This window comes from Streptomyces sp. SirexAA-E (assembly GCF_000177195.2).
GTDB classification, from domain to species: domain Bacteria; phylum Actinomycetota; class Actinomycetes; order Streptomycetales; family Streptomycetaceae; genus Streptomyces; species Streptomyces flavovirens.
In genome coordinates, this window is record NC_015953.1 from 6,805,677 (window position 1) to 6,829,728 (window position 24,052).

General features: G+C 72.4%; 18 protein-coding genes, 1 tRNA gene and 1 pseudogene. 10 read left to right on the forward strand and 10 right to left on the reverse strand.

Annotation, left to right across the window (positions count from 1 at the left end):
• Positions 1–2: 2 nt before the first annotated feature.
• Genes SACTE_RS29720 through SACTE_RS29730 form a run of 3 tightly spaced genes read left to right on the forward strand, consistent with a single transcriptional unit; the run spans position 3 to position 2,949 of the window.
• A complete protein-coding gene (locus SACTE_RS29720) occupies positions 3–770 on the forward strand; it encodes a (Fe-S)-binding protein (protein ID WP_014049720.1) in 768 nt (255 codons plus the stop codon).
• Positions 767–2,317 carry a lactate utilization protein B gene (locus tag SACTE_RS29725; protein ID WP_014049721.1) on the forward strand — a complete coding sequence of 517 codons (1,551 nt, stop codon included), beginning with the start codon at positions 767–769 and terminating at the stop codon, positions 2,315–2,317. Before SACTE_RS29720 ends, SACTE_RS29725 begins: the two co-directional genes overlap by 4 nt.
• Positions 2,314–2,949: an LUD domain-containing protein gene (locus SACTE_RS29730; protein WP_014049722.1), complete on the forward strand. Its 636-nt coding sequence runs from the start codon at positions 2,314–2,316 to the stop codon at positions 2,947–2,949. The genes SACTE_RS29725 and SACTE_RS29730 overlap by 4 nt, the downstream gene beginning before the upstream one ends.
• A gap of 8 nt (positions 2,950–2,957) precedes the next feature.
• Here the strand turns inward: SACTE_RS29730 and SACTE_RS29735 are convergent, their stop codons facing one another.
• The 6 genes from SACTE_RS29735 to SACTE_RS29760 all read right to left on the reverse strand — a co-directional run bounded on the left by SACTE_RS29735 (position 2,958) and on the right by SACTE_RS29760 (position 10,541).
• Positions 2,958–4,868, reverse strand: a complete 1,911-nt coding sequence (locus SACTE_RS29735) for a DUF2264 domain-containing protein (RefSeq protein WP_014049723.1) — start codon at positions 4,866–4,868, stop codon at positions 2,958–2,960.
• Complete coding sequence (locus SACTE_RS29740; RefSeq protein ID WP_014049724.1) at positions 4,865–5,893, reverse strand: hydroxyacid dehydrogenase; 1,029 nt, start codon at positions 5,891–5,893, stop codon at positions 4,865–4,867. Before SACTE_RS29740 ends, SACTE_RS29735 begins: the two co-directional genes overlap by 4 nt.
• 71 nt (positions 5,894–5,964) lie before the next feature.
• Positions 5,965–6,840, reverse strand: a complete 876-nt coding sequence (locus tag SACTE_RS29745; RefSeq protein ID WP_014049725.1) for a carbohydrate ABC transporter permease — start codon at positions 6,838–6,840, stop codon at positions 5,965–5,967.
• Positions 6,837–7,832: a sugar ABC transporter permease gene (locus SACTE_RS29750; protein ID WP_014049726.1), complete on the reverse strand. Its 996-nt coding sequence runs from the start codon at positions 7,830–7,832 to the stop codon at positions 6,837–6,839. Before SACTE_RS29750 ends, SACTE_RS29745 begins: the two co-directional genes overlap by 4 nt.
• A 48-nt stretch (positions 7,833–7,880) precedes the next feature.
• The gene (locus SACTE_RS29755) at positions 7,881–9,272 is read right to left on the reverse strand and encodes an extracellular solute-binding protein (RefSeq protein WP_014049727.1); all 1,392 of its coding nucleotides are present in this window, start codon (positions 9,270–9,272) and stop codon (positions 7,881–7,883) included.
• Positions 9,273–9,374: 102 nt separating this feature from the next.
• The gene (locus SACTE_RS29760; RefSeq protein WP_014049728.1) at positions 9,375–10,541 is read right to left on the reverse strand and encodes a substrate-binding domain-containing protein; all 1,167 of its coding nucleotides are present in this window, start codon (positions 10,539–10,541) and stop codon (positions 9,375–9,377) included.
• 172 nt (positions 10,542–10,713) lie between these two features.
• Here SACTE_RS29760 and SACTE_RS29765 point away from each other — a divergent pair, with 172 nt between their 5' ends.
• A complete protein-coding gene (locus SACTE_RS29765; RefSeq protein WP_014049729.1) occupies positions 10,714–11,559 on the forward strand; it encodes a sulfite exporter TauE/SafE family protein in 846 nt (281 codons plus the stop codon).
• Between the two features lie 28 nt (positions 11,560–11,587).
• On the opposite strand, the gene SACTE_RS29770 is transcribed toward SACTE_RS29765, so the two are convergent.
• Positions 11,588–12,055: a hypothetical protein gene (locus SACTE_RS29770; protein ID WP_014049730.1), complete on the reverse strand. Its 468-nt coding sequence runs from the start codon at positions 12,053–12,055 to the stop codon at positions 11,588–11,590.
• Positions 12,056–12,080: 25 nt separating this feature from the next.
• Complete coding sequence (locus tag SACTE_RS29775) at positions 12,081–12,614, reverse strand: DUF309 domain-containing protein (RefSeq protein WP_026359114.1); 534 nt, start codon at positions 12,612–12,614, stop codon at positions 12,081–12,083.
• Between the two features lie 107 nt (positions 12,615–12,721).
• On the opposite strand from SACTE_RS29775, the gene SACTE_RS29780 reads away from it, so the two are divergent.
• Both SACTE_RS29780 and SACTE_RS29785 read left to right on the forward strand, forming a co-directional pair.
• Positions 12,722–15,379 carry a tetratricopeptide repeat protein gene (locus SACTE_RS29780; protein WP_014049732.1) on the forward strand — a complete coding sequence of 886 codons (2,658 nt, stop codon included), beginning with the start codon at positions 12,722–12,724 and terminating at the stop codon, positions 15,377–15,379.
• Between the two features lie 50 nt (positions 15,380–15,429).
• Positions 15,430–15,503 (forward strand) — tRNA-Pro (locus tag SACTE_RS29785).
• Positions 15,504–15,810: 307 nt separating this feature from the next.
• Here the strand turns inward: SACTE_RS29785 and SACTE_RS29790 are convergent.
• Positions 15,811–17,244, reverse strand: coding sequence for a short-chain fatty acyl-CoA regulator family protein (locus tag SACTE_RS29790; RefSeq protein ID WP_014049733.1), 1,434 nt, complete (start codon positions 17,242–17,244; stop codon positions 15,811–15,813).
• Positions 17,245–17,455: 211 nt separating this feature from the next.
• Between SACTE_RS29790 and SACTE_RS29795 the strand changes: the two genes are divergently transcribed.
• The 4 genes and pseudogenes from SACTE_RS29795 (at position 17,456) to asnB (ending at position 23,132) form a co-directional block, all read left to right on the forward strand.
• Positions 17,456–18,964: an MmgE/PrpD family protein gene (locus tag SACTE_RS29795; protein ID WP_014049734.1), complete on the forward strand. Its 1,509-nt coding sequence runs from the start codon at positions 17,456–17,458 to the stop codon at positions 18,962–18,964.
• Positions 18,964–19,863 (forward strand): annotated as a pseudogene (gene prpB / locus SACTE_RS29800) (methylisocitrate lyase); the annotation flags it as partial. The gene SACTE_RS29795 and the pseudogene prpB, both read left to right, overlap by 1 nt.
• A gap of 28 nt (positions 19,864–19,891) precedes the next feature.
• Positions 19,892–21,028, forward strand: coding sequence for a bifunctional 2-methylcitrate synthase/citrate synthase (locus SACTE_RS29805; protein WP_014049735.1), 1,137 nt, complete (start codon positions 19,892–19,894; stop codon positions 21,026–21,028).
• Positions 21,029–21,302: 274 nt separating this feature from the next.
• Complete coding sequence (gene asnB / locus SACTE_RS29810; RefSeq protein ID WP_014049736.1) at positions 21,303–23,132, forward strand: asparagine synthase (glutamine-hydrolyzing); 1,830 nt, start codon at positions 21,303–21,305, stop codon at positions 23,130–23,132.
• Between the two features lie 93 nt (positions 23,133–23,225).
• Here the strand turns inward: asnB and SACTE_RS29815 are convergent, their stop codons facing one another.
• Positions 23,226–24,014 (reverse strand): helix-turn-helix transcriptional regulator, encoded by a 789-nt coding sequence (locus SACTE_RS29815; protein WP_014049737.1) that lies wholly within the window; start codon positions 24,012–24,014, stop codon positions 23,226–23,228.
• Positions 24,015–24,052 lie beyond the last annotated feature (38 nt).

The following is a 24,052-nucleotide window of genomic DNA, read 5'->3' on the forward strand; positions in this document are numbered from 1 at the left end:
CCATGCGCATCGGACTCTTCGCCACCTGTCTGGGAGACACACTCTTCCCCGAGGCGGTGAAATCCACCGCCGTCCTGCTCGCCCGGCTGGGCCACGACGTGGTGTTCCCGCCGGGCCAGACCTGCTGCGGCCAGATGCACGTCAACACCGGCTACCAGCGCGAGCCCGTCCCGCTGGTGCGGAACTTCGCCGAACAGTTCGGTGACGCGTCGATCGACGCCGTCGTCATGCCGTCCGGTTCGTGCGCCGGCTCGGTCCGCCACCAGCACGAGATCGTCGCCGCACGCTACGGCGACGCCGCGCTGCGCGCCGGGGTCGCCACGGTCAAGGCCAAGACGTACGAGCTCTCCGAACTCCTCGTCGACGTCCTCGACGTCACCGAGGTCGGCGCCTACTTCCCGCACCGCGTCACCTACCACCCCACCTGCCACTCCCTGCGGATGCTCCGGGTCGGCGACAAACCGCTGCGGCTGCTGCGCGCCGTCGAGGGGATCGACCTCGTCGAACTCCCCGAGGCGGACGCCTGCTGCGGCTTCGGCGGCACCTTCGCCGTCAAGAACGCCGACACGTCCACCGCGATGCTCCAGGACAAGATGCGCAACGTCACGGCCACCAAGGCCCAGGTGTGCACCGCCGGCGACTCCTCCTGCCTGATGCACATCGGGGGCGGGCTCTCCCGCATCAGGTCCGGCACGCGCACGCTGCACCTCGCCCAGATCCTCGGATCCACCCGCACCGCGCCGTACGCCCTGACGGAGGCCGCCCGATGAGCACGTTCCTCGGCATGCCCGCCACCCCGCCCCGCTCCCCGTACGGGACGGGAAACCTGCGCGGCGAGCGGAAGTTCCCGAAGGCCGCCCACGACGAACTGCGCAACGAGCAGCTGCGCCGCAACCTCGGCCGGGCCACCCACACCATCCGCGCCAAACGCATCGCCGTCACCGGCGAACTCCCCGACTGGGAGGAACTGCGCGACGCCGGGTCGGCCGTCAAGACCGACACGATGCACCGGTTGCCCGAACTTCTGGAGGAACTGGAACGCAAGGTCACCGAGTGCGGCGGCACCGTCCACTGGGCGCGCGACGGCGTGGAGGCCAACGAGATCGTGACCCGGCTGGTCAGGGCGACCGGCAGCCGCGACGTCATCAAGGTCAAGTCGATGGCCACCCAGGAGATCGGCCTCAACGAACACCTCGAGGCCGCGGGCATCACCCCGTACGAGACCGACCTCGCCGAGCTCATCGTGCAGCTCGCCCACGACAAGCCCTCGCACATCCTGGTCCCCGCGATCCACCGCAACCGCGACGAGATCCGGCAGATCTTCCTCGACGGCATCCCCGGCGTCGACCCCGGGCTCGACAACGTGCCCGCCCACCTGGCCGCCGCCGCCCGCGCCTATCTGCGCGAGAAGTTCATGACGACCAAGGTGGCCGTCTCCGGCGCCAACTTCGCCATCGCCGAGACCGGCACCCTGTCCGTCGTCGAGTCGGAGGGCAACGGCCGGATGTGCCTCACCCTGCCCGACACCCTCATCACCGTGATGGGCATCGAGAAGGTCCTGCCGCGCTACCAGGACCTGGAGGTCTTCCTCCAGTTGCTGCCGCGCTCCTCGACCGGTGAACGCATGAACCCGTACACCTCGATGTGGACCGGGGTGACGCCCGGCGACGGGCCGCAGGACTTCCACCTCGTCCTCCTGGACAACGGACGCACCGCCGCGCTCGCCGACGCGATCGGCCGGACTGCCCTCAACTGCATCCGCTGCTCCGCCTGCCTCAACGTCTGCCCCGTCTACGAACGGGCCGGCGGCCACGCCTACGGATCGACCTACCCCGGACCCATCGGCGCGGTCCTCACCCCGCAGCTCGCCGGGATGCACGCGGCCAAGGACGACCCCAACAGCTCGCTGCCGTACGCCTCCAGCCTCTGCGGGGCCTGCTTCGACGCCTGCCCCGTCAAGATCGACATCCCGTCCCTGCTCGTCGAACTGCGCCACCAGAACACCGAACAGGCCGGTACCACGGCGGAGAAGCTGGCCATGAAGGCCGCCGCCGCCGTGATGAAGAGGCCGACGCTGTACACGGCAGCGCAGAAGGCCGCCTCTCTCAGCAGGGCGGTCGGCGTGGGCGGGCGCGACCGCACGATCTCGCACCTGCCCGCCCCGCTCGACGGCTGGAGTGACAGCCGCGACACCGCCGCCCCGCCCCGGCAGTCCTTCCGCTCCTGGCTGGCCTCGGCCGAAGGCGCCGCCACCATGCGGGCCGCCGCCGAAGAGGGCGCCCGCCGCACCGACGACGACCACCAGGAGGAGCAGTGACCACGACCGCCCGCGACACGGTGCTCGGCCGGATCAGGGACGCCCTGGCCCTGGCCCCCGCGCCCGCACCCGCCGTCCCCCGCGCCTACCGCACCGGCCGCACCCTGCCCGACGCCGAACGCCTCGCCCTGCTGACCCACCGGCTCCTCGACTACAAGGCGCGGGTCCACCCCTGCACCCGCGACCGTACGGCCGAGGTGATCGCCGAGGTGCTCCGCGAGCACGGCGCACGCCGCGTCGGAGTGCCCGCCGGGCTGGACGAGCGGTGGCTCGGCGCCTACGACGGCGAGGTCCGGCCCGACTCCGCGGACATCCCGGCGCCGAGTCTGGGCGAGCTGGACGGCGTGGTGACCTCCTCGGCCGTCAGCTGCGCGGAGACCGGCACGATCTTCCTGGACGGCTCACCCGACCAGGGCCGCCGCGCCCTGTCCCTCGTGCCCGACCTGCACGTCTGCGTCGTCGACCTCTCCACGGTCGTCGTCGGCGTGCCGGAGGCGGTCGCCCGCCTGGTGCCGGAGCGGCCGACGACCCTGATCAGCGGGCCGTCGGCGACCTCCGACATCGAACTGGAGCGGGTGGAGGGCGTGCACGGCCCCCGCACCCTCGCGGTGGTGATCCGCACCGACGCCTGACCGCTCCGTCAACGGGTGTGGTCGACCTCCAGGGGCGCGAAGGCGATACGGGTCGTCGCGCCGTCGTCCGCCCAGCCGACCCGGACCGTGTCCCCGGCCACGTCCACCCCGCTCACCGCCGCCGCGAGCGGGGCGGCGTCCGGCCGACCGGTCAGTGAGGCCAGCGCCACCAGCACCACCGTCCCCTCCACGTCCGCGCCCAGCCGGGGCAGCACCGCCCACCGGGCGAACGCCGTGCCCTGCGGGGCCCGGACCTCCTCCTGCCCGTCCCAGCCGTACAGCCCGTGCAGCTCGGAGCGCACCTCGCCGTCCGGGGCCGTCGCCCACCCCGTCTGCTCCGCCCGTGCCCCGGCCGGGGCGCCCACGACCCGGTGCACCCGCAGCTCGTACCGGCCCCGGACCACCGTCACGCTCTTCACCCGCAGTCCCGGGACGGTCGGCGCGCCCTCGGCGAAGACCGGCGTGTGCCAGGACGCGGCCCACCCCCAGCCGTCCCCGTGCCCGGCGCCCAGCGGGTGGATGCGGACCCGGCTGCTGCGCGACCCCGCGATCCGGAGCGAGAGGTGGTTGTCCGCCGTGTTCGCGGACGCCGTGGGACCGGTGGCCGTCGAGTACGCGAGGCGCGCGTAATGCGGGTCCGACACCGCCGCCGTCTCGCCCTCGTGCGGCCGCACGTGGTCGCTGCCGTGGTTGTGCAGCCGCACGACACCGTCGTCCCGGGTCGACTGCACCAGCAGCCCCGGGGCGGGCAGCGACAGCACCCGGTCGGAGCCCTCGGCGGGGGCGGGCTCCTCCTTCGCCGTCCACAGCGGATGCCCCTCCGGAGCGAGCAGCGCGACGAACGCCTTCGACGCCCAGTACGGCGACGACGGACCGGAGTACGTCTGGAGCGTCGCCTCGTGCGGGCCGTGCCAGCCCAGGCTCAGCAGCCCGTCCCGCCCCGCCCCGCCGCGCTCCAGGAAGTACCGCAGTGATCCGCTGACCAGCCGCCGAGAGACGCCCGGGGAGAGCGGGGTGTGCCCGGACACCGCGCCCATCGCGACCGCCGCGCCCGCCGCGAACCGGTAGGTCAGGGACCGGCCGAAGTGCAGGGGCGCCCCGTCCGCGCCGAACATCAGCGAGAAGCCCTCCAGGTGTTCGCTCAGCCGGCCGCCGTGGTGCGCGGACAGCTCCTTCTCGCCGGACAGGTAGGCGTCCAGCACCGGATACAGGTGCAGCGCCCAGCCGTTGTAGTGGTCGAAGGCGCGTCCGTCCCCGTCGGCGTACCAGCCCTGGCCGCGGTACCAGACCTCCAGCAGGTCCAGCGCGCGCTGCCGGGCACGGGCGGTCTCCGCGTCGCCCCGGCCGACGGACTCCAGGAATCCGGCGACGGAGAAGGGGAAGAGGTACCAGTTGTTGGGGGCGGGTGTGTGGCGCAGGGCGCCCCGCAGCCACTCCTCCGCCCGGTCCTGGGTGGCCGCGTCGAGCCGGTCCCAGAGCCACGGGCGGGTCAGCCGCAGCCCGATCGCCACGGACGCCGACTCCACCATGGGCTGGCCGAAGACCGTGTGGTCCAGGATCAGCGGCCAGGACTCGGCGTCGTCCCGGCCGGCCGTACGCGTCCCGGCGGTCAGCCCGTCGGCGTACCGCTCCAGCCAGTTGTGCGGGTCCGCGCCCTCCGCGCCCGCCACCCGGAACGCGGCGGCCAGGAACGTACGGGCGTAGCCCTCCAGACCGTCGGAGCGCACGCCGGAGCGCGAGGGGCGGCCCGGCAGGTCGAGCAGGGCCCGGCCGGGGGTGGCCCACTTCCAGGCGGCGTGCAGCAGCCCGTCCGCCGCCGCCTCCCAGTGCGCCCGGGTGAAGCCGGTGTACGGGCTCGCTTCGCGGTCCTCGGCGGGGAGTTCGAAGGGGTACGGGGATGCGGTGGACGTGGTGCTCATGCGAGGTATGCCAGCCTTTCGCGTCGTACGGGATGGGCGAAACCGTCGTCGGCGGCCCAGCGGGCGACCTCGCCGACGGCCAGATCGGCCAGCCGGCGCAGCTCGTTGCCCTGGGACCCGGCCAGGTGCGGGGTGATGAGCGCGTTGTCGCAGTCCCACAGCGGGTGGGCGGGCGGCAGCGGGTCGGGGTCGGTGACGTCGAGGACGGCCCGGATGTGCCCCCGGCGCAGGACGCCGACGAGTGCGTCCTGGTCGACGACCGCCCCCCGGGAGGTGTTGACGAGGACAGCGTCCGGCCGCATGGAGGCGAGCAGTTCACCGCTGACGAGGCCCGTCGTCTCGGGCAGCAGCGGGGTGTGGACGCTGACCACGTCGCTCTCGGCGAACAGGGCGTCCAGGGTGACGGGCCGGACGCCGAGCGCGGTGGCCTCGGCGTCGGACACGTACGGATCGTGCAGCAGCACCCGCAGGTCGTACGGGCGCAGCAGCTCGATCACCCGGCGGCCGATCAGGGAGGCGGACAGGATGCCCACCGTGCGGCCGTAGTTGCCGACGTCGGACGGGACGGCCAGCCAGTCGTCGCGTACCCGGGCGGCCCTCAGATCGCGGGCGCGCTCCAGCACCCGCTTGCCGGAGAGCAGGATCATCGCGACGGTGTACTCCGCCACCGGCAGCGCGTTGGCCGCCGCCGCCGAGGACACCTCGATGCCCCGCTCCCAGCAGGCGTCCGTGACATGGCCGCGGACGGAGCCGGCGGTGTGCACGATGGCCCGCAGCGCGGGCGCGGCGGCCAGGACGCCGGCGTGGACGGGCGGGCAGCCCCAGCCGGTGATCAGCACCTCGGCGTCGGCGAGGGCGGCCCGGGCCGCCGGGGAGTCGAAGTCGGTGACGACGGGATGCGGACCGCGCGCGCACACCGCGTCCAGGGCGGCCAGGGTCTCGGGGGAGAGCACCGCGGCTGCGGCGTCCGGCCCCATCGCGAGCGCGGCGCGCGGCAGGCGGCGTACGGGGGGAGTGCTGGGCATGGTTCTCCTGTGCGGTGGTCCGGTCCCCCCGGGCGGGGGACCGGTTCTCCTGTACGGGACTACGCGTCCGGCTACTTGACGGCACCCGCCGTCAGACCGGACCGCCAGAAGCGCTGGAGCAGGGCGAAGGCGAGGACCAGCGGCACCACGGCCAGCAGCGAGCCCATGATGACGGCCGGGTAGTACTCGGGTGAGACGGACGCCGCGCTGTTCCACGTGTACAGCCCGAGGCTGACGGGATACAGGTCCTGGTCGGACAGCATCACCATGGGCAGCAGGAAGTTGTTCCAGATGGTCGTGAGCTGGAAGAGGAACACGGTGACCAGCCCCGGCCCGAGCATGCGCAGCGACACCCGGAAGTAGGCCGCCAGTTCGCCCGCGCCGTCCATCCGCGCCGCTTCCAGCACCTCGTCGGGGACGTACCCCTGGCTGAAGATCCGGCCGAGGTACACCCCGAACGGGTTGAAGAGCACGGGGACGAACACCGCCCAGAACGTGTTGACCAGACCGGTGCCGGATGCCATCAGGTACAGCGGCAGGGCGAGGACGGTCTGCGGCACCATCACCGCGGCGAGCACCAGGCCGAAGAGCTTCTCCTTGTGCGCGAAGCGGTACTTGTCGAAGGCGTACCCGCAGGCGATGCTGACCAGCGCGCCGATCGCCGCGCCGAGCACCGCGTACAGCAGGCTGTTGCCGTACCAGCGCGCGTACAGGCCGCCGTCCATGGCGAAGAGGTCCTTCAGGTTCTGCACGAAGGAGAAGTCGCCCAGCGACAGGATGTCGCTGCTGAACAGGGCGTCCCGGTCCTTGGACGAGGCCAGGACCAGCCACAGCACCGGCAGCAGGGTGTACAGCACCGAGACGCCGACGACGAGGTTGACGACCGAGCGGCCCAGCAGGCGGGGGCGCAGGGGCGAGGCGGAGCGGGGCGTGGTCGGCGCGCTCATCGGGTGGCCTCCTCGGCGGAAGCGCGGTTGGTCCAGCGGGTGACGCCGTAGGAGAGGACGATCGTGCACAGGAGCAGGACGACGGAGGCGGCGGCCGCGAGTCCGTAGTTGTTCCTGGTGAACGCGGCGTCGTAGATGTACATGCTGGGCGAGAAGCGCGAGCTGATCATCTGGGACGACTGGCTGAGCAGCATCGGCTCGGTGAAGAGCTGGAGCGCGAAGATCAGCGTGAACATCGAGACCATCAGGATCGACGGCCGCACCAGCGGTGTCTTGACCTGGAGCGCGGTGCGTACCGGCCCGGCGCCGTCGACGACCGCGGCCTCGATCACCTCGCGGGGCACGGCCTGCAGCGCCGCGTAGAACACCACCATGTTGTAACCGAGGTTGCTCCACAGCGCGATGTTCACGATCGAGGGGAGCACGGTGTGCACCCCCAGGAAGTCGACGGTGATGTCCGCCTTGGCCAGCACGTCGATGACCGGGCTGATCCCCGGGGTGTACAGGTAGAGCCAGATCAGGGCGGCGATGATGCCGGGCACCGCGTGCGGCAGGAACAGCGCGAGCTGTGCCGTGCCGCGCAGCCGCACCACACCGGAGTCCAGCAGCAGGGCCAGCGCGAGGGCGCCGACCACCATCAGCGGGATGTAGATCAGGCAGTACAGGGCGACGACGCCCAGACCGCCGAGGAACGTCGGGTCGGTCACGACCGCGGTGTAGTTGCGGAGCCCGGCGAAGACCGTGCGCTCCGGGCCGAAGCCGAGGCCGGGCTGGTCGTCGCTGAAGAAGCTCAGGTACACGGCGGTGCCGACCGGTATCAGGAAGACGGTCACCAGAAGGGCGAAGAACGGCGTCATCAGGACGCCGCAGGCGCCGAGTTCACGCCGTCGGGAGGACGCGCGGGTGGCGCGCGCCGGTGGTGCGGCGGGACGTTTCGGCGCCGGACGGGCGGTCACGTCCGCCGGGACGGACACGGGGGTGGCGCTGGTCATGGGGGTCACCTGCCTCTCTGCGGCTGGACAGTGGGTCGCGGTCGTGGCTCAGGTGGAGCGCTGTGTGGTGGACAGGCCGAGCGCCTTGAGGTCCGGCATGGTGCCGTCCTGGGCGGCCCGGATCGCGTCGATCAGGGAGCTCTGGCCCCCGCTCGCCCGGGCGAATCCGTCCTGCATGACCTTGCCGGTGGCCGACATCCGGGGACCCCAGATCCAGCCCTCGCGGATCGTGCGGGCCTGTTCCTCGAAGAGGGTGTAGATGTCCTGGCCCCCGTAGTAGCCGCGGTCGAAGGCCTCGCGGCCCACGTCCACCAGTCCCGGTACGGCCGGGTACTGGCTGCTGGTGCCGCTGGAGAGCCGGGCGCGCAGCGCGTCCGGGTGGGAGACCTGCCACTCGATGAACTCCATCGCGGCCTCGGGAGCCGTGCTGTCCTTGGTGACCGCGAACGTCGAGCCGCCGTGGGTGCCGACGGCGGGGCGGGCCGGGTCCCACTGGGGGAGCGGGGCGATCGCCCACCGGTTCTTCTGCCCCGGCCGGGCCTGGATCTGCGCCCCGGCGTCCCAGGCGCCGGTGAGCCGGGTGAGCACCAGGCCGCCCGCGATCTGGGCGTCGCTCTGCCGGCTCTCCACCGCGTTCATGTGGACCAGGTCGTCGTCGATCATCCGCTGCCAGTACGCCGCCACACGCCGCGTCGGGGCGTCCGCGAGCGAGACGTTCCAGGCGCCGCCCGCGGTGTCGAACCACTGGGCGCCCGCCTGCCAGGCGTACGCGGCGAGCTGGGTGGCCCCGTCCGTGGGGAACAGGACGAAGCGCCGCTGCCCGCCCTCGCGGCGTACGGTCCTGGCCCCTTCCTCGAACTCCTCCCAGGTGCGCGGGACGTCCAGGCCGTACCGCTCGAAGAGGTCGGTGCGGTAGTGCAGCACCATCGGTTCGATGTCGAGCGGGATGCTGAACACCCGCTTCTCGAAGGTGGTCAGCCCCAGCGCCTGAGGCAGCAGCGCGGCGCGCAGCCTGTCGCTGATCAGGTCCGTGAGGTCGCGGCAGACCCCGTCGATGGCGAAGCCGGGGACCTGGGGGTACTCGATGGTGGCGACGTCCGGGGCGTTGCCGGCCCGGGCCGCGTTGCTGAGCTTGGCGTAACCGCCCTGGCCTCCCGAAGGGATCTGCTGGTAGTCGACGTGGATGGTGTCGTGCCCGGCGTTGAACGCGTCCACGACCTCCTGGCTGCCCCGCAGGGCGGACCAGAAGGTGATGCGTGTCCTGCGGCCGGTCCTGCCGGTGCCGCTCGTCCTGCCGGTCGTGCCTGTACTGCCGGTACTGCTCGTGCTGCTGCCCGGTCGTGTGTCTCCGCCACCGCCCCCGCAGGCGCTGAGCGCGCCTGTCAGGGGCAGTGCGGCGATCGTGGCGAGCACGGATCGACGGCTCTGTCGATCAGGCATGGATGCCTCCCGCGGCTCCTGATTCGAGACACGGGGAATACTGATCGGCTGATCGATAGCGGTCAATAGATCGATCAAAAGAAGCTTGAAGCGGTCAAACGCTCACTTTGTCGGGCCGGGCAACTCCTGCGCGGAACCCCGCACTTCCAGCGAGGGCAGCAGCTGCACCCGGCGCACCGCACCGCCCGCACCCACCGGGTGCGCCAGCCGGTGCAGCAGCAGCTCGGCCGCGGCCCGGCCGATCTCCCCCCTCGGCGGGGCGACCGCCGTCAGCGGGGTGCTGCCCAGCGCGGCCACCACGTCGTCGTACGCCACCACCGAGCAGTCCTGCGGCACCCGCACCCCACTCTCGGCCAGCCGCTGCACCAGCATCAGGGCATCCTCGTCCCCGTGCAGCACGGCCCCCGTCGCCCTCCGCTCCCGGAGCAGCACGGCGAGGTCGGGGGCGTCCTGGGGAGGCGAACCGGGCTCCCCGGGGCCCGCGTTCGGGGAGCTGATCACGACGGTCCAGTCCTCCACCTCCGGCCGGCCGGCGGCGATCTCGGCGAACGCCGCACGGACCGAGCGGGCCGTGGGACTGTCGTCGCGGGCCGCCAGCACGATCCGGCGGTGGCCCAGCGAGACCAGGTGGTCCACCGCCAGATGGACGCCGTACCAGTGGTCGGAGCAGACCGAGTCCAGGGCGTGCAGGGCGCTGCCGGGTCTCGGCCGCCGCTCCATCAGGACGGTCGGCACGCCCACCTCGGAGAGCCAGCCGTAATCCGCCTCCTCCCCGGCGGCGCTGCGCCACCGCGGGGCGATCAGCAGACCCCGCGCCCCGCCCGCCAGGGCCTGTTCCACCTGCGGGCGCTCGGCACCGGCCGACTGGGGCGTGATGTGCAGCGTGATCCGCATGCCCGCCTCCTCCAGGGCGGTACGGGCGCCGTGCAGCGTCTCGTAGAGGTACGAATGCCGCTCGGGCACGACCAGGCCGATCGCCCCGCCGTCCCCCGCCGACTCCCCGGCGGGGGCGCCCCGGCCCTTGGTGACGCGGCGCGCGCTCCCGGCGGCCGTGCCGTCCCGGGCCCCGGGGACGGCGCTCCCGCCCACCGGGCGGACCACACCGTGGCCACGGCGGAGCTTCCCCTCCTGGGACAGCTCCTCCACGTCCCGCCGGAGCGTGACGACCGAGACCTCCAACTCCTCGGCGAGCGCGCTGACCTTGACGGAACCGCGTGCGTGCACCACGGCGAGAATGCGCTTGCGCCTCAGTTCAACCGGCTCCCGCATGCTGCTGGCCCCCTTGCCGTACCGGCGTGCTGTGTTCGTTTGAACGTTTTCGTGAGCGATCGCAGCATAGCGAGGGCGCGGCGCGTGGCGGGTGGCACCGGGGCCAGGGGTTCGCCGAGCGTCCGGGGTGATCATCCGCCGAACGCAAGGTCTGTCTACCATCTGATCTGCGATGGACACCCTCACCCTCTGGCAACTGGCCGCACTCGCGGCGGCATCCCTGCTCGTCGGCTTCTCCAAGACGGCCGTCAGCGGTGCCAACACGATCAGCCTCGCGGTGTTCGCGGCCGTACTCCCGGCCCGCGAATCCACCGGGGTACTGCTCCCGATCCTGATCGCCGGCGACATCCTCGCCGTACTGGTCTACCGGCGCCACGCCCACTGGCCGACCCTGCTCCGGCTCTTCCCCGCCGTAGCCGCCGGGGTGGTGGCCGGCACCGTCTTCATGATGTGGGCCGGCGACGACGCGGTGCGCACCTCGATCGGCGCCGTCCTGCTGTTCATGTCGGCGGTCACCCTGTGGCGCCGGCGCGGCGCGGCCCGCGCGGAGAAGCCGGACGGGAGCGGCGCCGCGCCGGCCGGGGACGCAGCCGTGCGCGCGGCGGACGGAACCGCGCCCGACGGGGATGCGTCGTCGACCGCCGGGGGCGCCCCCTCGCGGACCGGACGGATCAAGGCCCGTTCGTACGGCGCGCTCGGCGGGTTCACCACCATGGTCGCCAACGCGGGCGGTCCCGTGCTGTCGCTCTACCTGCTCTCCGCCGGCTTCCGCAAGCTCGGCTTCCTGGGCACTTCGGCGTGGTTCTTCCTGATCGTCAACACGTCGAAGGTGCCGTTCAGCGTCGGCCTCGGGCTCATCGACGGCCCGTCGCTCCTGCTGGACGCCGTCCTGGTGCTCTTCGTCCTCCCGGGCGCCTACCTGGGCCGGGCCTGCGTCGGCCGCATCAACCAGAAGGTGTTCGACCGGATCGTGATCGGTGCCACCGTGCTGGGCGGCCTCCAGCTGCTGCTGCGCTGACGGCCCGCTCCGGCCGGCGCCGCCCGGGTCAGGGGATGAGCAGCTGGTCCGCGGCCACCGCCGCCACCAGGCCGATGCCCAGCAGCCAGCTGCCCAGGCGGGTCCGGCCGTTCCGGCTGAGCTCGATCACCACGCCGCAGAGGATGAGCGCGAGCCCGTACACCCCGACGACCAGGACCGAGGAGCGGCTCGCGATCCGCAGCGCCAGGACGACGGCCATCGCCGCCATGCCCACCGAGGACAGGACGATCCGCAGCCGCCGTGCCTGACGTGGGGTCAGTCTGCTGTCACCGACAGCGGGTCCGGCTATCTCCTCGGCGTCCTCGGAAGGGGCCGGTGCCTGGTGCGGGGCGGCGGCCCCGTCGTGGTCCCGGCCCCGTTCCCCGTCCCGTACGGCCCCTTCGGGCGGGCCCCCGGCGCGGCCCTGGGCGGGCTCCTCGGTGGCCTCGGCGGTGGGGCCGTCTCCGTGGCCCGGGGCGTGGTCAGAGTTGGTCATGGTGCGCGATCGTAACCGACCGGCCTCAACGGCCGTCCTCCCGCGGGCCCGGTCGCAGCCGGGGCGCCTCCGCCGCCGCGTCCACCCCGCCCCCGTCACCGCCGGGACCCGCCGCCTCCCGTCCCGCCGCCTCCACCCGCCCGGCCAGCTCCCGTGCCCAGGCGGCCAGCGGGCCCACCCCGATCCCGTGCGGATCCCGGCCCCCGAACGCCTCCACAGCCGACGCGCCACGCCGCAACAGACGTGCCCCGCCCGCGCTGTTGCCCCGGGCGGCATGGGTCAGCCCCACCGCCATCTGCGCGAGACCCCGCCACAACTCCCGCTCCGCGTCCGGACCCGACTTCCAGGCATCCTCGAACACCTCGTGCGCGTGGAAGGGCATGCCCGCGTCCAGCAGCCGCTGCGCCTCCCGCACCGTCTCCTGAGGGGAGCGCACCACACCCTCCGGCTGCCGCTCCACCCCCGGAGTCCCGTACGGCAGGGGGCGCCCCAGCCCGTCCCGGGGGCGCGCATTGCGCGCCCGCCCTTCCTCGTCGCGGTCCCTGCGTGCTTCGTCCACCCCACGATTGTGCCCCGCACCTGCGGATAACCACGGGAACCCTGTCCGCGGGCACCCGCGCACGACTAGGCTCGGACCTCTCCGCAACCACCTTGGGAAGGGGAGGCATGAAGCCGTCCCGGCCGTTGTACGAGCGCGAACCGGAACTCGCCGCCGCAGCAGAGGCGGTGGACGCCCTCTGCGGCGGGCAAGCAGCCGGCGGGCTGCTGGTCTTCACCGGCGAGGCGGGCATCGGCAAGACCGCACTCCTCGACGAGATCCGCACCATGGCCGCCGACCGCTGCACCGTCTGGTCGGCACGCGGCGGGGAGACCGTGACCTCCGTACCGTTCCACGTCGTACGCCAGCTCCTGCAGCCCGCGCTGAACCAGTTCCCCGCGGACGAGACCCGGGCCCTGTTCGGCGACTGGTTCGAGATCACCGCGCCCGCCCTGGGCCTCGCCGTGCCCAGCGGACCCCAGCCCGACCCCCAAGGGGTCAGGGACGGCCTGGACTTCCTCGTGTCCCGCCTCGCCTCCCGTCTCAGCCATCGCCCTTTACTGCTCATAGTGGACGACGCGCACTGGGCGGACGGCGAATCCCTCGCCTGGCTCGCCGGGTTCACCGCCCGCCTGTCCGAACTGCCGGTCCTCGTCGTCCAGGCCCACCGCCCGCAGGAGCTCGCCGACCGCAACGCCGACTGGGCCCACGCCCGCGACCCGGAGACCGGCGGCGGCGGCCGGACGGCGCTGACCAGGGTGGCCCTGCGCCCGCTCACCCCGGACGCCACCGCCGAGCTGGTCCGGGCGGCCCTGGGCGAGCACGCCGACGACCCGTTCTGCCGCGAGGTGTGGGCCGTCACCGGCGGCAATCCGTACGAGGCGGTCGAGCTCGTCGCCAAGGCGCAGGACCGCGAGCTGGCGCCGGTGGAGGACTCGGCCGGACTTCTGCGTGAGCTGGGCGCCTCCGCCCGGGGCAGCGGCCTGATAACCCGCCTCGAACGGCTCGGCACCAACGCCAACCGCTTCGCCTGGGCGGCCGCCGTCCTCGGTACCGAGATCTCCCAGGAACTCGCCGCGAGGCTGGCCGGGATGAGTCCGGCGGAGGCGGCCGACTGCACGGCACGGCTGCGCGAGGCCCGCATCGTCAGCGGCTTCGACCCGCTGGAGTTCGTCCACCCGCTGATCGCCAGCGCGGTCTACCGCTCCATCCCGCCGGCCACCCGTACCGCCATGCACGGCCGGGCGGCGTGGGCCATCACCAACGCGGGCATGGGCCCCGCGGCCGCCTCCCGGCACCTCCTCGAAGTCCACCCGGACGACGACCAGGAAGTGGTCGCGCAGCTGCGTGCGGCGGCGTCGCAGCACCTCGCGGTCGGCGCCCCGGAAGCCGCCCGCCGCTGCCTGGAACGCGCCCTCGCGGAACCGCCCCGTCCGCACGAACGGGCCGCCCTCCTGTACGAACTCGGCTGCGCCACCCTGCTGAGTTCACCGTCCACCACGGTGCAGCACCTGCGCGCCGCACTCGACACACCCGGCCTGGACGAGCCGCTGCGGATCGACGCCACGTTCCGGCTGGCGGCCGCGCTGTCCCACAACAACCAGCTGAAGGACGCGGCCCTCTCGCTGGCCGCCGAAGCCGCCCGTACGGCACCCGGCCCCGGCCTGATGCGCCTGCAGGCGGCCCACTTCCTCTGGGAGGGCATGCAGGCCACCGAGGACGACGGACCGGCGCGCTCGGCCGGGCTCGCCCGCAACGCCGACCACCTCAAGGGCCGCGACAACGCCGAGCGCGCGATGCTCACCCTGCGGGCCTTCGACGCCATGCTCCGCGGTGAGAACGCCGAACTCGTCGTCGACTTCCTCGACCGCGCCCTGGTGGACGGACGCCCCGCCCGCGGACTCGGCTGGACCGACACCGAGTGGGGCTTCGAGCTCCCCGCCATGATCGGCATCACCTACGCCTTCACCGACCGTCTGGACCGGGCCGAGGAACTCTTCGGCGAGGCGGTGCGCGCCTTCGAGATCTCCGGCTGGAGCGGCGCCCACCTGGCGTTCGCCCACACCCTGCTGGGCCTGGTCCACCGACGGCGCGGACGCCTCGCCGAGGCCGAGGGCTTCCTGCGCGAGGGCCTGCGGCTGGCCGACCGCGCGGGCAGCGGTCTGCCCGTCCACTGGGACGCGACCTGTCTGCTGGTCGACACCCTGCTGGCCCGCGGGCGCACGGCCGAGGCCAGGCGGATCGCCGACCGGTACGACTTCGGCCCGCCCTACCCGAGCGGTGCCATGGTGCTGCCCGACGCCCCGTGCGTCCACGGGAAGCTGCTGCTGGCCGAAGGCCGCACCGAGGAGGCCGTCGCCGAGCTGGAGGCGGCGGGCGCGGCGCTGGAACCGCGCGGCAGGTTCAACGGCGTCTGGGCACCCTGGGCCGGCGACCTCGCCCGCGCCCTGGCCGACACCGATCCGGCCAGGGCCGCCCGCATCGCCGCCTCGGCGCGTGTCCACGCCGAGCGCTTCGGCACGGGCACCGCCATCGGCGAAGCCCTGCGCTGCGTCGCCCTGTTCTCACCTCCCGAGGAGGCGGTCCGGCTGCTGGCCGAAGCGGTCCGACACCTGGAGTCCTCGTCCTCCGCATACGAGCACGCGCTGGCCCGCTTCGAGTACGGCAAGGCGATCCGGTCCACGCAGGAGCTCACCCGCGCCCAGAAACTGGCCACGGCGTGCGGCGCCGAGATGCTGGCGACCCGCGCCCAACAGGTACGGACGTCGATCCGGTCCTCGGAGTGAGGTAATGTTTGTCCTGCGCGAGCCGCTCGGGAACACCGGGGGGAACGCATCGGGACGTGGCGCAGCTTGGTAGCGCACTTGACTGGGGGTCAAGGGGTCGCAGGTTCAAATCCTGTCGTCCCGACTGGAGACAGTCGCAGATCAGGGCCGGTTTCGGAGAAATCCGAGAGCGGCCCTGAGTCGTTTCCGGGGACCAGCTGGGAACCAGCCTCCTTGACCGGTGTCAGCGGGTCATGACGACCGGGTCCGGCGGAGAGCGGCGGCCGCCCCCGCGGCGGTGATCCTGTGCACGGACCGGCCGTGCTCCGCACGGCGGCGGGCATCGGGCCCCGGGCGAGCGGCTGCGAAGGACGGCGCCGACCACCTGCGCCGGGCCTCGCCGGGCTGTCGCGTCGGCACCGCGGGACGCCTGCCCGAAGAATCCGCCTCCCTCACACAGCACCGCTCTCCACCGGATACGGCACGTAGGTCCGCCGGTCGGGATCGACGGCCAGCCGCCCGCCCGCCGGTGGACGGGTCCGCTGCGCGCAGTCACGGCGCTCACAGATCCGGCAGCCGAGTCCGATCGGGGTGGCGGCCCGGGGGTCGTCGAGGGCGACGCCTTCGGCGTAGACGAGCCGATGGGCGTGGCGCAGCTCGCAGCCGAGGGCGACGGCGAACTCGGCACGCGGGGAGTGATGGCCGAAGCCCCCTCGCGTGATGGTGCGCGCGACCCAGAAGTACCGCTTCCCGTCGGGCATCTCGGCGACCTGGGTCAGGATCCTGCCGGGTGCGGAGAACGCCTCGTACACCGTCCACAGGGGGCAGGTCCCGCCGAGCCGGGAGAAGTGGAAGTCGGTCGCGGACTGCCGCTTGGAGATGTTGCCGGCCCGGTCGACCCGTAGGAAGGAGAAGGGTACGCCCCGCCGTCCGGTGCGCTGGAGGGTGCTCAGGCGGTGGCAGACGGTCTCGAAGCCGACGCCGAAGCGGGCGGACAACAACTCGATGTCGTACCCCACCTCTTCGGCCACCGTGTGGAAGGCGGTGTACGGCATGAGGAGCGCGCCCGCGAAGTAGTTCGCCAGCCCGATACGGGCCAGCGCCCGTGACTCCGGTGAGGTCAGCTGCGTGGCGCTGTCCGCCGGTTGGTCGAGGAGCGGCCCGTGCTCCAGCAGGGCGAGCTGAGTGGCGAGTTGGAAGGCGCGCCGGCCGTCGCTGAGCCAGGGGGCCAGGAAGAGGAGCCCGCTCCCGGGAGCGAAGCGCCGCACGTCCCCGGTCCGCCCCGGTGCGGCCTGGACGACGCGGACGTGGTGGCGTTCGGCGAGCAGCGCGGTGAGCGGGTCGGCCGCTTTGCCCGGACGGAGGCCGAGTGCGCCGGCGGTCCGTTCGGCTTCGGTGTCCAGCGGCTCGAAGTGGTTGTGGTGGGCGTAGAAGAAGTCCCGTACCTCGTCGTGCGGCTCGGCCGGAGGAAGCGGACCGCCGGGGGAGCCGAGGGCGGCGGCCTGTTCGACCGTGTCGCGGTAGCGGCGGTGCAGTGCGACCAGGGCACGCGCCACGTCCGGGTGATCGCGGGCGGCCTCGCTGATCTCGTCGGGGGCGATCGGCGCCACTCCGCACGCCTCGTCGGCGATCGCGGCCCGCAGATCGGCGGCGAGCCGGTCCTCGTCGGCCTCGGAGAAGAACGCCGCGTCGACCCCGAAGACCTCCGCGATCCGCAGCAGCACGGACGCGGTCAGCGGACGCCGGCTCTGCTCGATCTGGTTGGCGTAACTGGTGGAGATGCCCAGGGCACGGGCCATGTCGACCTGGTTCATGCCGTGCTCACGGCGCAGCCGTCGCAGCTTCGCGTAGGCGTAGACCTTGCGGTCGGCCGCTCCTCGTGGCATGGCGCACATCCTTGTCGCAGGCCGGGAAGTGGGCGTTTCCGGTGGAGGCTGCTTGCGAACATAGCATCCGCGTTCTTCGCAGATTTCGCAGATTCGCAGCTCAGGGATGTACGGATTCCGCAGAGTGGAGAGGTGGCCGGGCGGTCCCGGAGCGGGCACTGTCGATCACGTCAGCACTGACCAGGATGGTCCGCACCCCGCGAGGAGTCCCGTGATCGAGCACCACGTCCGTGTCCACCCCAGCGCCGCCCGGCTGCCGCGCGAGGAGCAGCTCGCCTGGAAGCTGGCCGCTGTGGCCACCGGCACCGAGGAACTGGACGCCGACAGTGCCGCCATGGCGATCAACCGGCTGATCGACAACGCCTCGGTGGCCGTCGCGTCCCTGCTGCGCCGCCCGGTCGCCGTGGCGCGCGCCCAGGCCACCGCCCACCGCGGGGCCGCCCCAGGCGCCTCCGTCCTCGGGACCACGGCGCGAGTCTCCCCCGAGTGGGCCGCCTGGGCCAACGGCACCGCGGTACGCGAGCTCGACTTCCACGACACCTACCTGGCGGCCGACTACTCCCACCCCGGCGACAACATCCCGCCGCTGCTCGCGGTCGCCCAGCACACCGGCCGCACCGGCGCCGACGTGCTGCGCGGCGTCGTCGCCGCGTACGAGATCCACGTCGCCCTCGTCAGGGGCATCTGCCTGCACGAGCACCGCATCGACCACGTGGCTCACCTCGGCGCGGCCGCCGCCGGCGGTCTGGGGGCCCTGCTGCGGCTGCCGACGGAGACGGTGTACCAGGCCGTCCAGCAGGCCGTGCACACCACGACCGCGACCCGGCAGTCCCGCAAGGGCGAGATCTCCAGCTGGAAGGCGTACGCACCCGCCTTCGCCGGCAAGGCGGCCGTCGAGGCGGTGGACCGGGCGATGCGGGGCGAGACCTCCCCGTCGCCGGTCTACGAGGGCGAAGACGGCTTCCTGGCCTGGCTGCTGGACGGTCCGGAGTCGGACTATACGGTCCTGCTGCCGGAGCCCGGTGAGGCGCGTCGCGCGATCCTCGACACGTACACCAAGGAGCACTCGGCCGAGTACCAGGCGCAGGCGGTCATCGACCTCGCCCGGCGGCTGCGGGAGAGGTCCGGACCGCTCGGGAACGTGCGCTCGATCGTCCTGCACACCAGTCACCACACCCACAACGTGATCGGTTCCGGTGCGAACGATCCGCAGAAGTACGACCCGACGGCCAGCAGGGAGACGCTCGACCACTCGGTGCCGTACATCTTCGCCGTCGCCCTGGAGGACGGCACCTGGCACCACGAGCGCTCCTACGCCCCCGAGCGCGCCGCCCGTCCGGAGACGGTCGAGCTGTGGCAGAAGATCACCACGGTCGAGGACCCGGCCTGGACCCGCCGGTACCACGACCCCGACCCGGACCGCCGCGCCTTCGGCGGACGCGCCGTGATCACCCTCGACGACGGCACGGTGATCGAGGACGAACTCGCCCTGGCCGACGCCCACCCGGCCGGCGCCCGCCCCTTCGATCGACCCGCCTACGCCGGAAAGTTCCGCACCCTCGCCGAGGGCGTCGCCACTCCGGCCGCGCAGGACGCCTTCCTGGACGCCGCCGAGCACCTCGCGGAACTGTCGGCGGACGACCTCGGCGGTCTCTTCCCGGCCGTCGACACGGAGGCGGTCGCCGCGTACGACGCGAGCCTGCCGAAGGGACTGTTCTGATGGTGCTGCACACCCGGACCACGCCCGCCGAGCGCCGCAGGGCGTTCCGTGGGCAACTCGCCTCCGGACGGCTGCTGCGGATGCCCGGCGCGATCAATCCGCTGTCCGCCCGCCTGATCCAGGACACCGGCTTCGACGCCGTCTACCTGTCGGGAGCGGTCCTCGCCGCGGACCTGGGCCTGCCCGACATCGGTCTGACCACCGCCACCGAGATCGCGGCCCGCGCCCAGCAGACGACCCGCGTCACCGACCTGCCGGTCCTCATCGACGCCGACACCGGCTTCGGCGAGCCCATGAACGCGGCCCGCACCGTCCAGCTCCTGGAGGACGCCGGCCTGGCCGGGCTGCACCTGGAGGACCAGGTCGCCCCCAAGCGCTGCGGCCACCTCGACGGCAAGACCGTCACGCCCCGCGCGGAGATGGTCCGCCGCGTCCGCGCCGCCGTCGACGCCCGCCGCGACCCGGACTTCCTGCTGATGGCCCGTACCGACGCCCGCTCGGTCGAGGGCCTGGACGCGGCGATCGACCGGGCGAAGGCGTACGTCGACGCGGGCGCCGACGCGATCTTCCCCGAGGCGCTCGCCGACGTCTCCGAGTACGAGGCGATGCGCAGGGCGGTGGACGTGCCGCTGCTCGCGAACCTCACCGAGTTCGGCAGGACCCCCCTGCTCGACACGGCAACCCTGGAGAGCCTCGGCTACAACATCGCCCTCTACCCGGTGACGTTGCTGCGCATCGCCATGGGCGCCGTCGAGGAAGGACTGCGTACGATCGCCGCGGAGGGCACCCAGGAGTCCCTGCTGCCGCGCATGCAGACCCGCTCCCGCCTGTACGAGCTCCTCGGCTACGAGGACTACTCGGCCTTCGACTCGGCCGTCTTCGACTTCACCCTTCCCCCGGCACCTGACCCACGAAGGCGGGCACCCCATGACCACCACCGCATCCGGGATCCACCGCGGCCTCGCCGGTGTCGTCGTCGACACGACCGAGATCTCCACCGTCATCCAGGAGACCAACTCCCTCACCTACCGCGGCTACCCGGTCCAGGACCTCGCCGCGCGCCGCTCCTTCGAAGAGGTCGCCCACCTCCTCTGGCACGGCGAACTCCCCGACGCCGGGCAGCTCCGCGACTTCCAGGCCCGTGAACGCGCTCTGCGCGCGTTGGACCGCACGACGCTGGAACTGCTGGCCCGGCTGCCCGAGACCTGCCATCCGATGGACGTGCTCCGCACGGCCGTCAGCTTCTTCGGTGCCGAGGACCCGACGGAGGACGACGGCAGCCTCGCCGCCAACCGCGCCAAGTCCCTCACCCTGCTGGCCAAGCTGCCCACCGTCGTGGCGGTCGACCGGCGCCGTCGCCGGGGCCTGGCCCCGATCCCGCCCGACCCCTCCCTCGGGTACGCGGAGAACTTCTTCCACATGTGCTTCGGCAGCGTGCCCGGCCCCGACGTCGTCCGCTGCTTCGAGATCTCCCTCACGCTGTACGCCGAACACAGCTTCAACGCCTCGACATTCACCGCCCGCGTGGTCACCTCCACCCTCTCCGACCTCTACAGTGCGGTCACCGCGGCCGTCGGCGCCCTCAAGGGCCCGCTGCACGGGGGTGCCAACGAGGCAGTGATGCGCATGCTGCTGGAGATCGGCGACCCGCGGCGTGCCGAGGAGTGGCTGGACGAGGCGCTGGCGTCCGAGCGGAAGATCATGGGCTTCGGCCACCGGGTGTACAAGCACGGCGACTCCCGGGTCCCGATCATGCAGGAGGCCCTCGACCGGCTGGTGGCGCGTGCCGCCGACCCCGAGGTGACCCGGCTGGCCACCCTGCACGCGGCCCTGCGACACGCGATGATCACTCGTAAGGGCATCCATCCGAACCTGGACTATCCCGCCGCTCTCGCCTACCACCTGATGGGCTTCGACATTCCCGCTTTCACGCCGATCTTCGTGATGAGCCGCATCACCGGCTGGACCGCCCACATCACCGAACAACTGGCGCACAACGCCCTGATCCGCCCGCTGGCCTCGTACGACGGCCAGGAGCAGCGGGCGGTGCCGGGCGCCGCGTAGCCCCGTCGGACAGGTGCCGAGTCCCGCCGGTCTCCGGCACCTCCTCGCCCTTTCCGGGCCTGAGCGCAGGGCCGCCGCACGAACCGGTGCAGCCCGCACTCCGACGAGATCGTATGCGTGGCTCAAAGTTTTCGGCCTCGCATGAAACCTGTACTTAACATCAATTTACCTGTCGGAAATACCACACAGGCGATCGGCGACTTGGCGTGGATTAACTGCGTGTACAGGGCAACAATCCCTCGAAGTAGCCCTCTTCGAGTGGATCGAGGTTCGCATGTGCGGAATCACCGGCTGGGTCTCCTACCGGCGTGACCTGACGGAACATCAGAGCGACATCGATGTCATGACACAGACCATGTCATGCCGAGGCCCCGACGCGGCGGGCGTGTGGGTGGCGCCCCACGTCGCCCTGGGGCACAGGCGGCTCGCCGTGATCGACCTGCCGGGCGGTGCTCAGCCGATGACCGTGGAGACTCCCGACGGAGCGGTCAGCATGGTCTACTCCGGCGAGGCGTACAACTTCACCGAGCTGCGCTCGGAACTGCGCCGCGCCGGACAGCGGTTCGACACCGACTCCGACACGGAGGTGGTGCTGCGCGGTTACGTCGTGTGGGGCGAGAAGCTCGTCGAACACCTCAACGGCATGTACGCCTTCGCCATCTGGGACGCCCGCACCGAGCGCCTGGTGATGGTCCGCGACCGCATGGGCATCAAGCCGTTCTACTACTTCGAGACCGAGGACGGCGTCGTCTTCGGCTCGGAGCCCAAGGCGATCCTGGCCAACCCCACCGTCGCCCCCGTCGTCGGCCTCGACGGACTGCGTGAGCTCTTCGCCGGCGCCAAGACCCCCGGCGCCGCGGTGTGGGAGGGCATGCGCGAGGTGCGGCCCGGGGAGCTCATCGTCCTCGACCGCGGTGGAATGCGCCGCCGCACCTACTGGCAGCTGCGTTCCGAACCGCACACCGACAGCAAGGACGAGACCGTCGCGCACGTACGCGCGTTGCTCGACGACATCGTCCGGCGCCAGCTCGTCGCCGACGTGCCCCGCTGCACGCTGCTGTCCGGCGGCCTGGACTCCTCCGCGCTCACCTCGCTGTCGCAGATCCACCTCGCACCCCAGGGCGAGACGGTGCGCAGCTTCGCCGTCGACTTCCCCGACCAGGACAAGCACTTCCAGGCCATCGACGTCTCACCCACCCAGGACACCCCCTACGTCCACGCCGTCGCCGAACACGTGGGCTGCGACCACCAGGACATCATCCTGGACGGGGCGGCCCTGGCCGCCCCCGAGGTCCGCCGCGCGGCCGTCGGCGCCCGCGACCTGCCGGTCGGCATCGGCGACCGCGACAACTCCCTCTATCTGCTCTTCGCCGCGGTCCGCCGCCACTCCACCGTGGCACTGTCCGGCGAGTCGGCGGACGAGGTGTTCGGCGGCTACCCGTGGTTCCACGACGAACGGCGGTACGCCGAGACCTTCCCCTGGCTCGCCGGCCGGCACTCGCTGGTCGACTCGGGCAGCCAGATCAGCGAGGACCTCAAGCCCGCGCTCGGCCTCGGCGACCACATCGCCGAGAGCTACCGCACGGCTGTCGCGGAGGCGCCCGCCCTGGACGGTGAGACCGGCCTGGACCAGCGCATGCGGGTGGTCAGCTACCTCCATCTGACCCGGATGGTGCAGAGCCTCCTGGACCGCAAGGACCGGATGAGCATGGCTGTCGGCCTGGAGGTCCGCGTCCCGTTCTGCGACCACCGCCTGGTGCAGTACGTCTTCAACGCACCCTGGTCCCTGAAGACCTTCGACGGCCGTGAGAAGAGTCTGCTGCGCGCCGCCACCCGGGACGTTCTGCCCGAGGCGGTCGCCAACCGCAAGAAGAGCGGATATCCGGGCACGTTCGATCCCGCCTATGTCGAGGCCATCCAGTCCCAGGGGGCCGACCTGCTGCGAGCCGGGCACGCGGCGACGGAGCTGGTCAACCGTGAGCGCCTCACGGAGGCCACCACCCGGCCCGCCGCCGACCTCGACCAGCAGCAGCGCATGCTGCTGGAGCGGACCCTCGACCTGGGGGCGTGGTTCGACATCCACAACCCGACCGTCCGGGTCTGACCGCGACGTGGAGCGGGCTTCGGCCCGCTCCACCGCCCGCCGGACACGGCGGCCGTGGACCGCCCCGCGGTGCCCGGCCGGCGGCTCCGTCAGCTACCGCCCCTGACCGGCGTGGGGGTCGTCACCGGGCCGGGCCACTTCCTCCCGGAGCGAGCGCCGGTACTGGCCGGGTGTCTGCCCGACGAGCGCCGTGAACGCGTCGATGAAGGCGCTCGGGTTCGCCCACCCGCAGGCGGTCGCCGTGTTGATCACCGAGCCCCCGTCGGCGAGCAGCAGGAGGGCGTGGTGGACGCGGAGCTGGGTGCGCCACTGGGGGAAGCTCATCCCGGTCTCCCGCTGGAAGAGCCTGCTGAGTGTGCGTTCGCCGGCGCCGACTTCATGTCCGAGCCGGCCGAGCGTGAGAGGGTCCGACATCCCCTCCTCCACCAGCGCCACGACGGCGCGGAGTCGGTCGTCGCGGGGCTCGGGAAGATGCAGCGGCTGTTCGGGCGCGGTGGTGATGTCGTCGATGATCACCCGGCGCAGACGTGAGCGCGCGCCGGCGGGACGGCGCTCGGCGCCGGTCAGGGTCAGGGTGGCCTCGCGCGCGAGCGGTGTCATGACGAGCACCGCAGGGTGTGCGGGCAGCAGTGCGGCCAGGCTCGGCGCCATGAAGACGATGCGCATGTCGGTCCGGCCGTGAGCGCGGTGCCGGTGCTCGAAGCCCGCGGGAATCCAGACGACCCGGTTCGACGGGGCGATCCATGAACCCACCGAGGTGACGAGCGAGAGCACGCCGGTAGCCGGGTACACCAGGTGTCCGCGCGTGTGCTTGTGCTCGGGAGTGCGCTCGTCGTGCCCGAGCAGGACGACGTGTTCGCGGAGGGACTGTCCGGGCTGCATCGACGTATGGCGGGTTTCGGGCATCATCGGTCAGATTA

Coding starts and splice junctions, on each gene's coding strand:
- SACTE_RS29765 (WP_014049729.1), top strand. CDS start 10,714: ATGGACACCCTCACCCTCTGGCAACTGGCCGCACTCGCGGCGGCATCC.
- SACTE_RS29770 (WP_014049730.1), bottom strand. CDS start 12,055: ATGACCAACTCTGACCACGCCCCGGGCCACGGAGACGGCCCCACCGCC.
- SACTE_RS29725 (WP_014049721.1), top strand. CDS start 767: ATGAGCACGTTCCTCGGCATGCCCGCCACCCCGCCCCGCTCCCCGTAC.
- SACTE_RS29735 (WP_014049723.1), bottom strand. CDS start 4,868: ATGAGCACCACGTCCACCGCATCCCCGTACCCCTTCGAACTCCCCGCC.
- SACTE_RS29750 (WP_014049726.1), bottom strand. CDS start 7,832: ATGACCAGCGCCACCCCCGTGTCCGTCCCGGCGGACGTGACCGCCCGT.
- SACTE_RS29760 (WP_014049728.1), bottom strand. CDS start 10,541: ATGCGGGAGCCGGTTGAACTGAGGCGCAAGCGCATTCTCGCCGTGGTG.
- SACTE_RS29805 (WP_014049735.1), top strand. CDS start 19,892: ATGACCACCACCGCATCCGGGATCCACCGCGGCCTCGCCGGTGTCGTC.
- SACTE_RS29720 (WP_014049720.1), top strand. CDS start 3: ATGCGCATCGGACTCTTCGCCACCTGTCTGGGAGACACACTCTTCCCC.
- SACTE_RS29780 (WP_014049732.1), top strand. CDS start 12,722: ATGAAGCCGTCCCGGCCGTTGTACGAGCGCGAACCGGAACTCGCCGCC.
- SACTE_RS29740 (WP_014049724.1), bottom strand. CDS start 5,893: ATGCCCAGCACTCCCCCCGTACGCCGCCTGCCGCGCGCCGCGCTCGCG.
- asnB (WP_014049736.1), top strand. CDS start 21,303: ATGTGCGGAATCACCGGCTGGGTCTCCTACCGGCGTGACCTGACGGAA.
- SACTE_RS29755 (WP_014049727.1), bottom strand. CDS start 9,272: ATGCCTGATCGACAGAGCCGTCGATCCGTGCTCGCCACGATCGCCGCA.
- SACTE_RS29815 (WP_014049737.1), bottom strand. CDS start 24,014: ATGCAGCCCGGACAGTCCCTCCGCGAACACGTCGTCCTGCTCGGGCAC.
- SACTE_RS29745 (WP_014049725.1), bottom strand. CDS start 6,840: ATGAGCGCGCCGACCACGCCCCGCTCCGCCTCGCCCCTGCGCCCCCGC.
- SACTE_RS29790 (WP_014049733.1), bottom strand. CDS start 17,244: ATGCCACGAGGAGCGGCCGACCGCAAGGTCTACGCCTACGCGAAGCTG.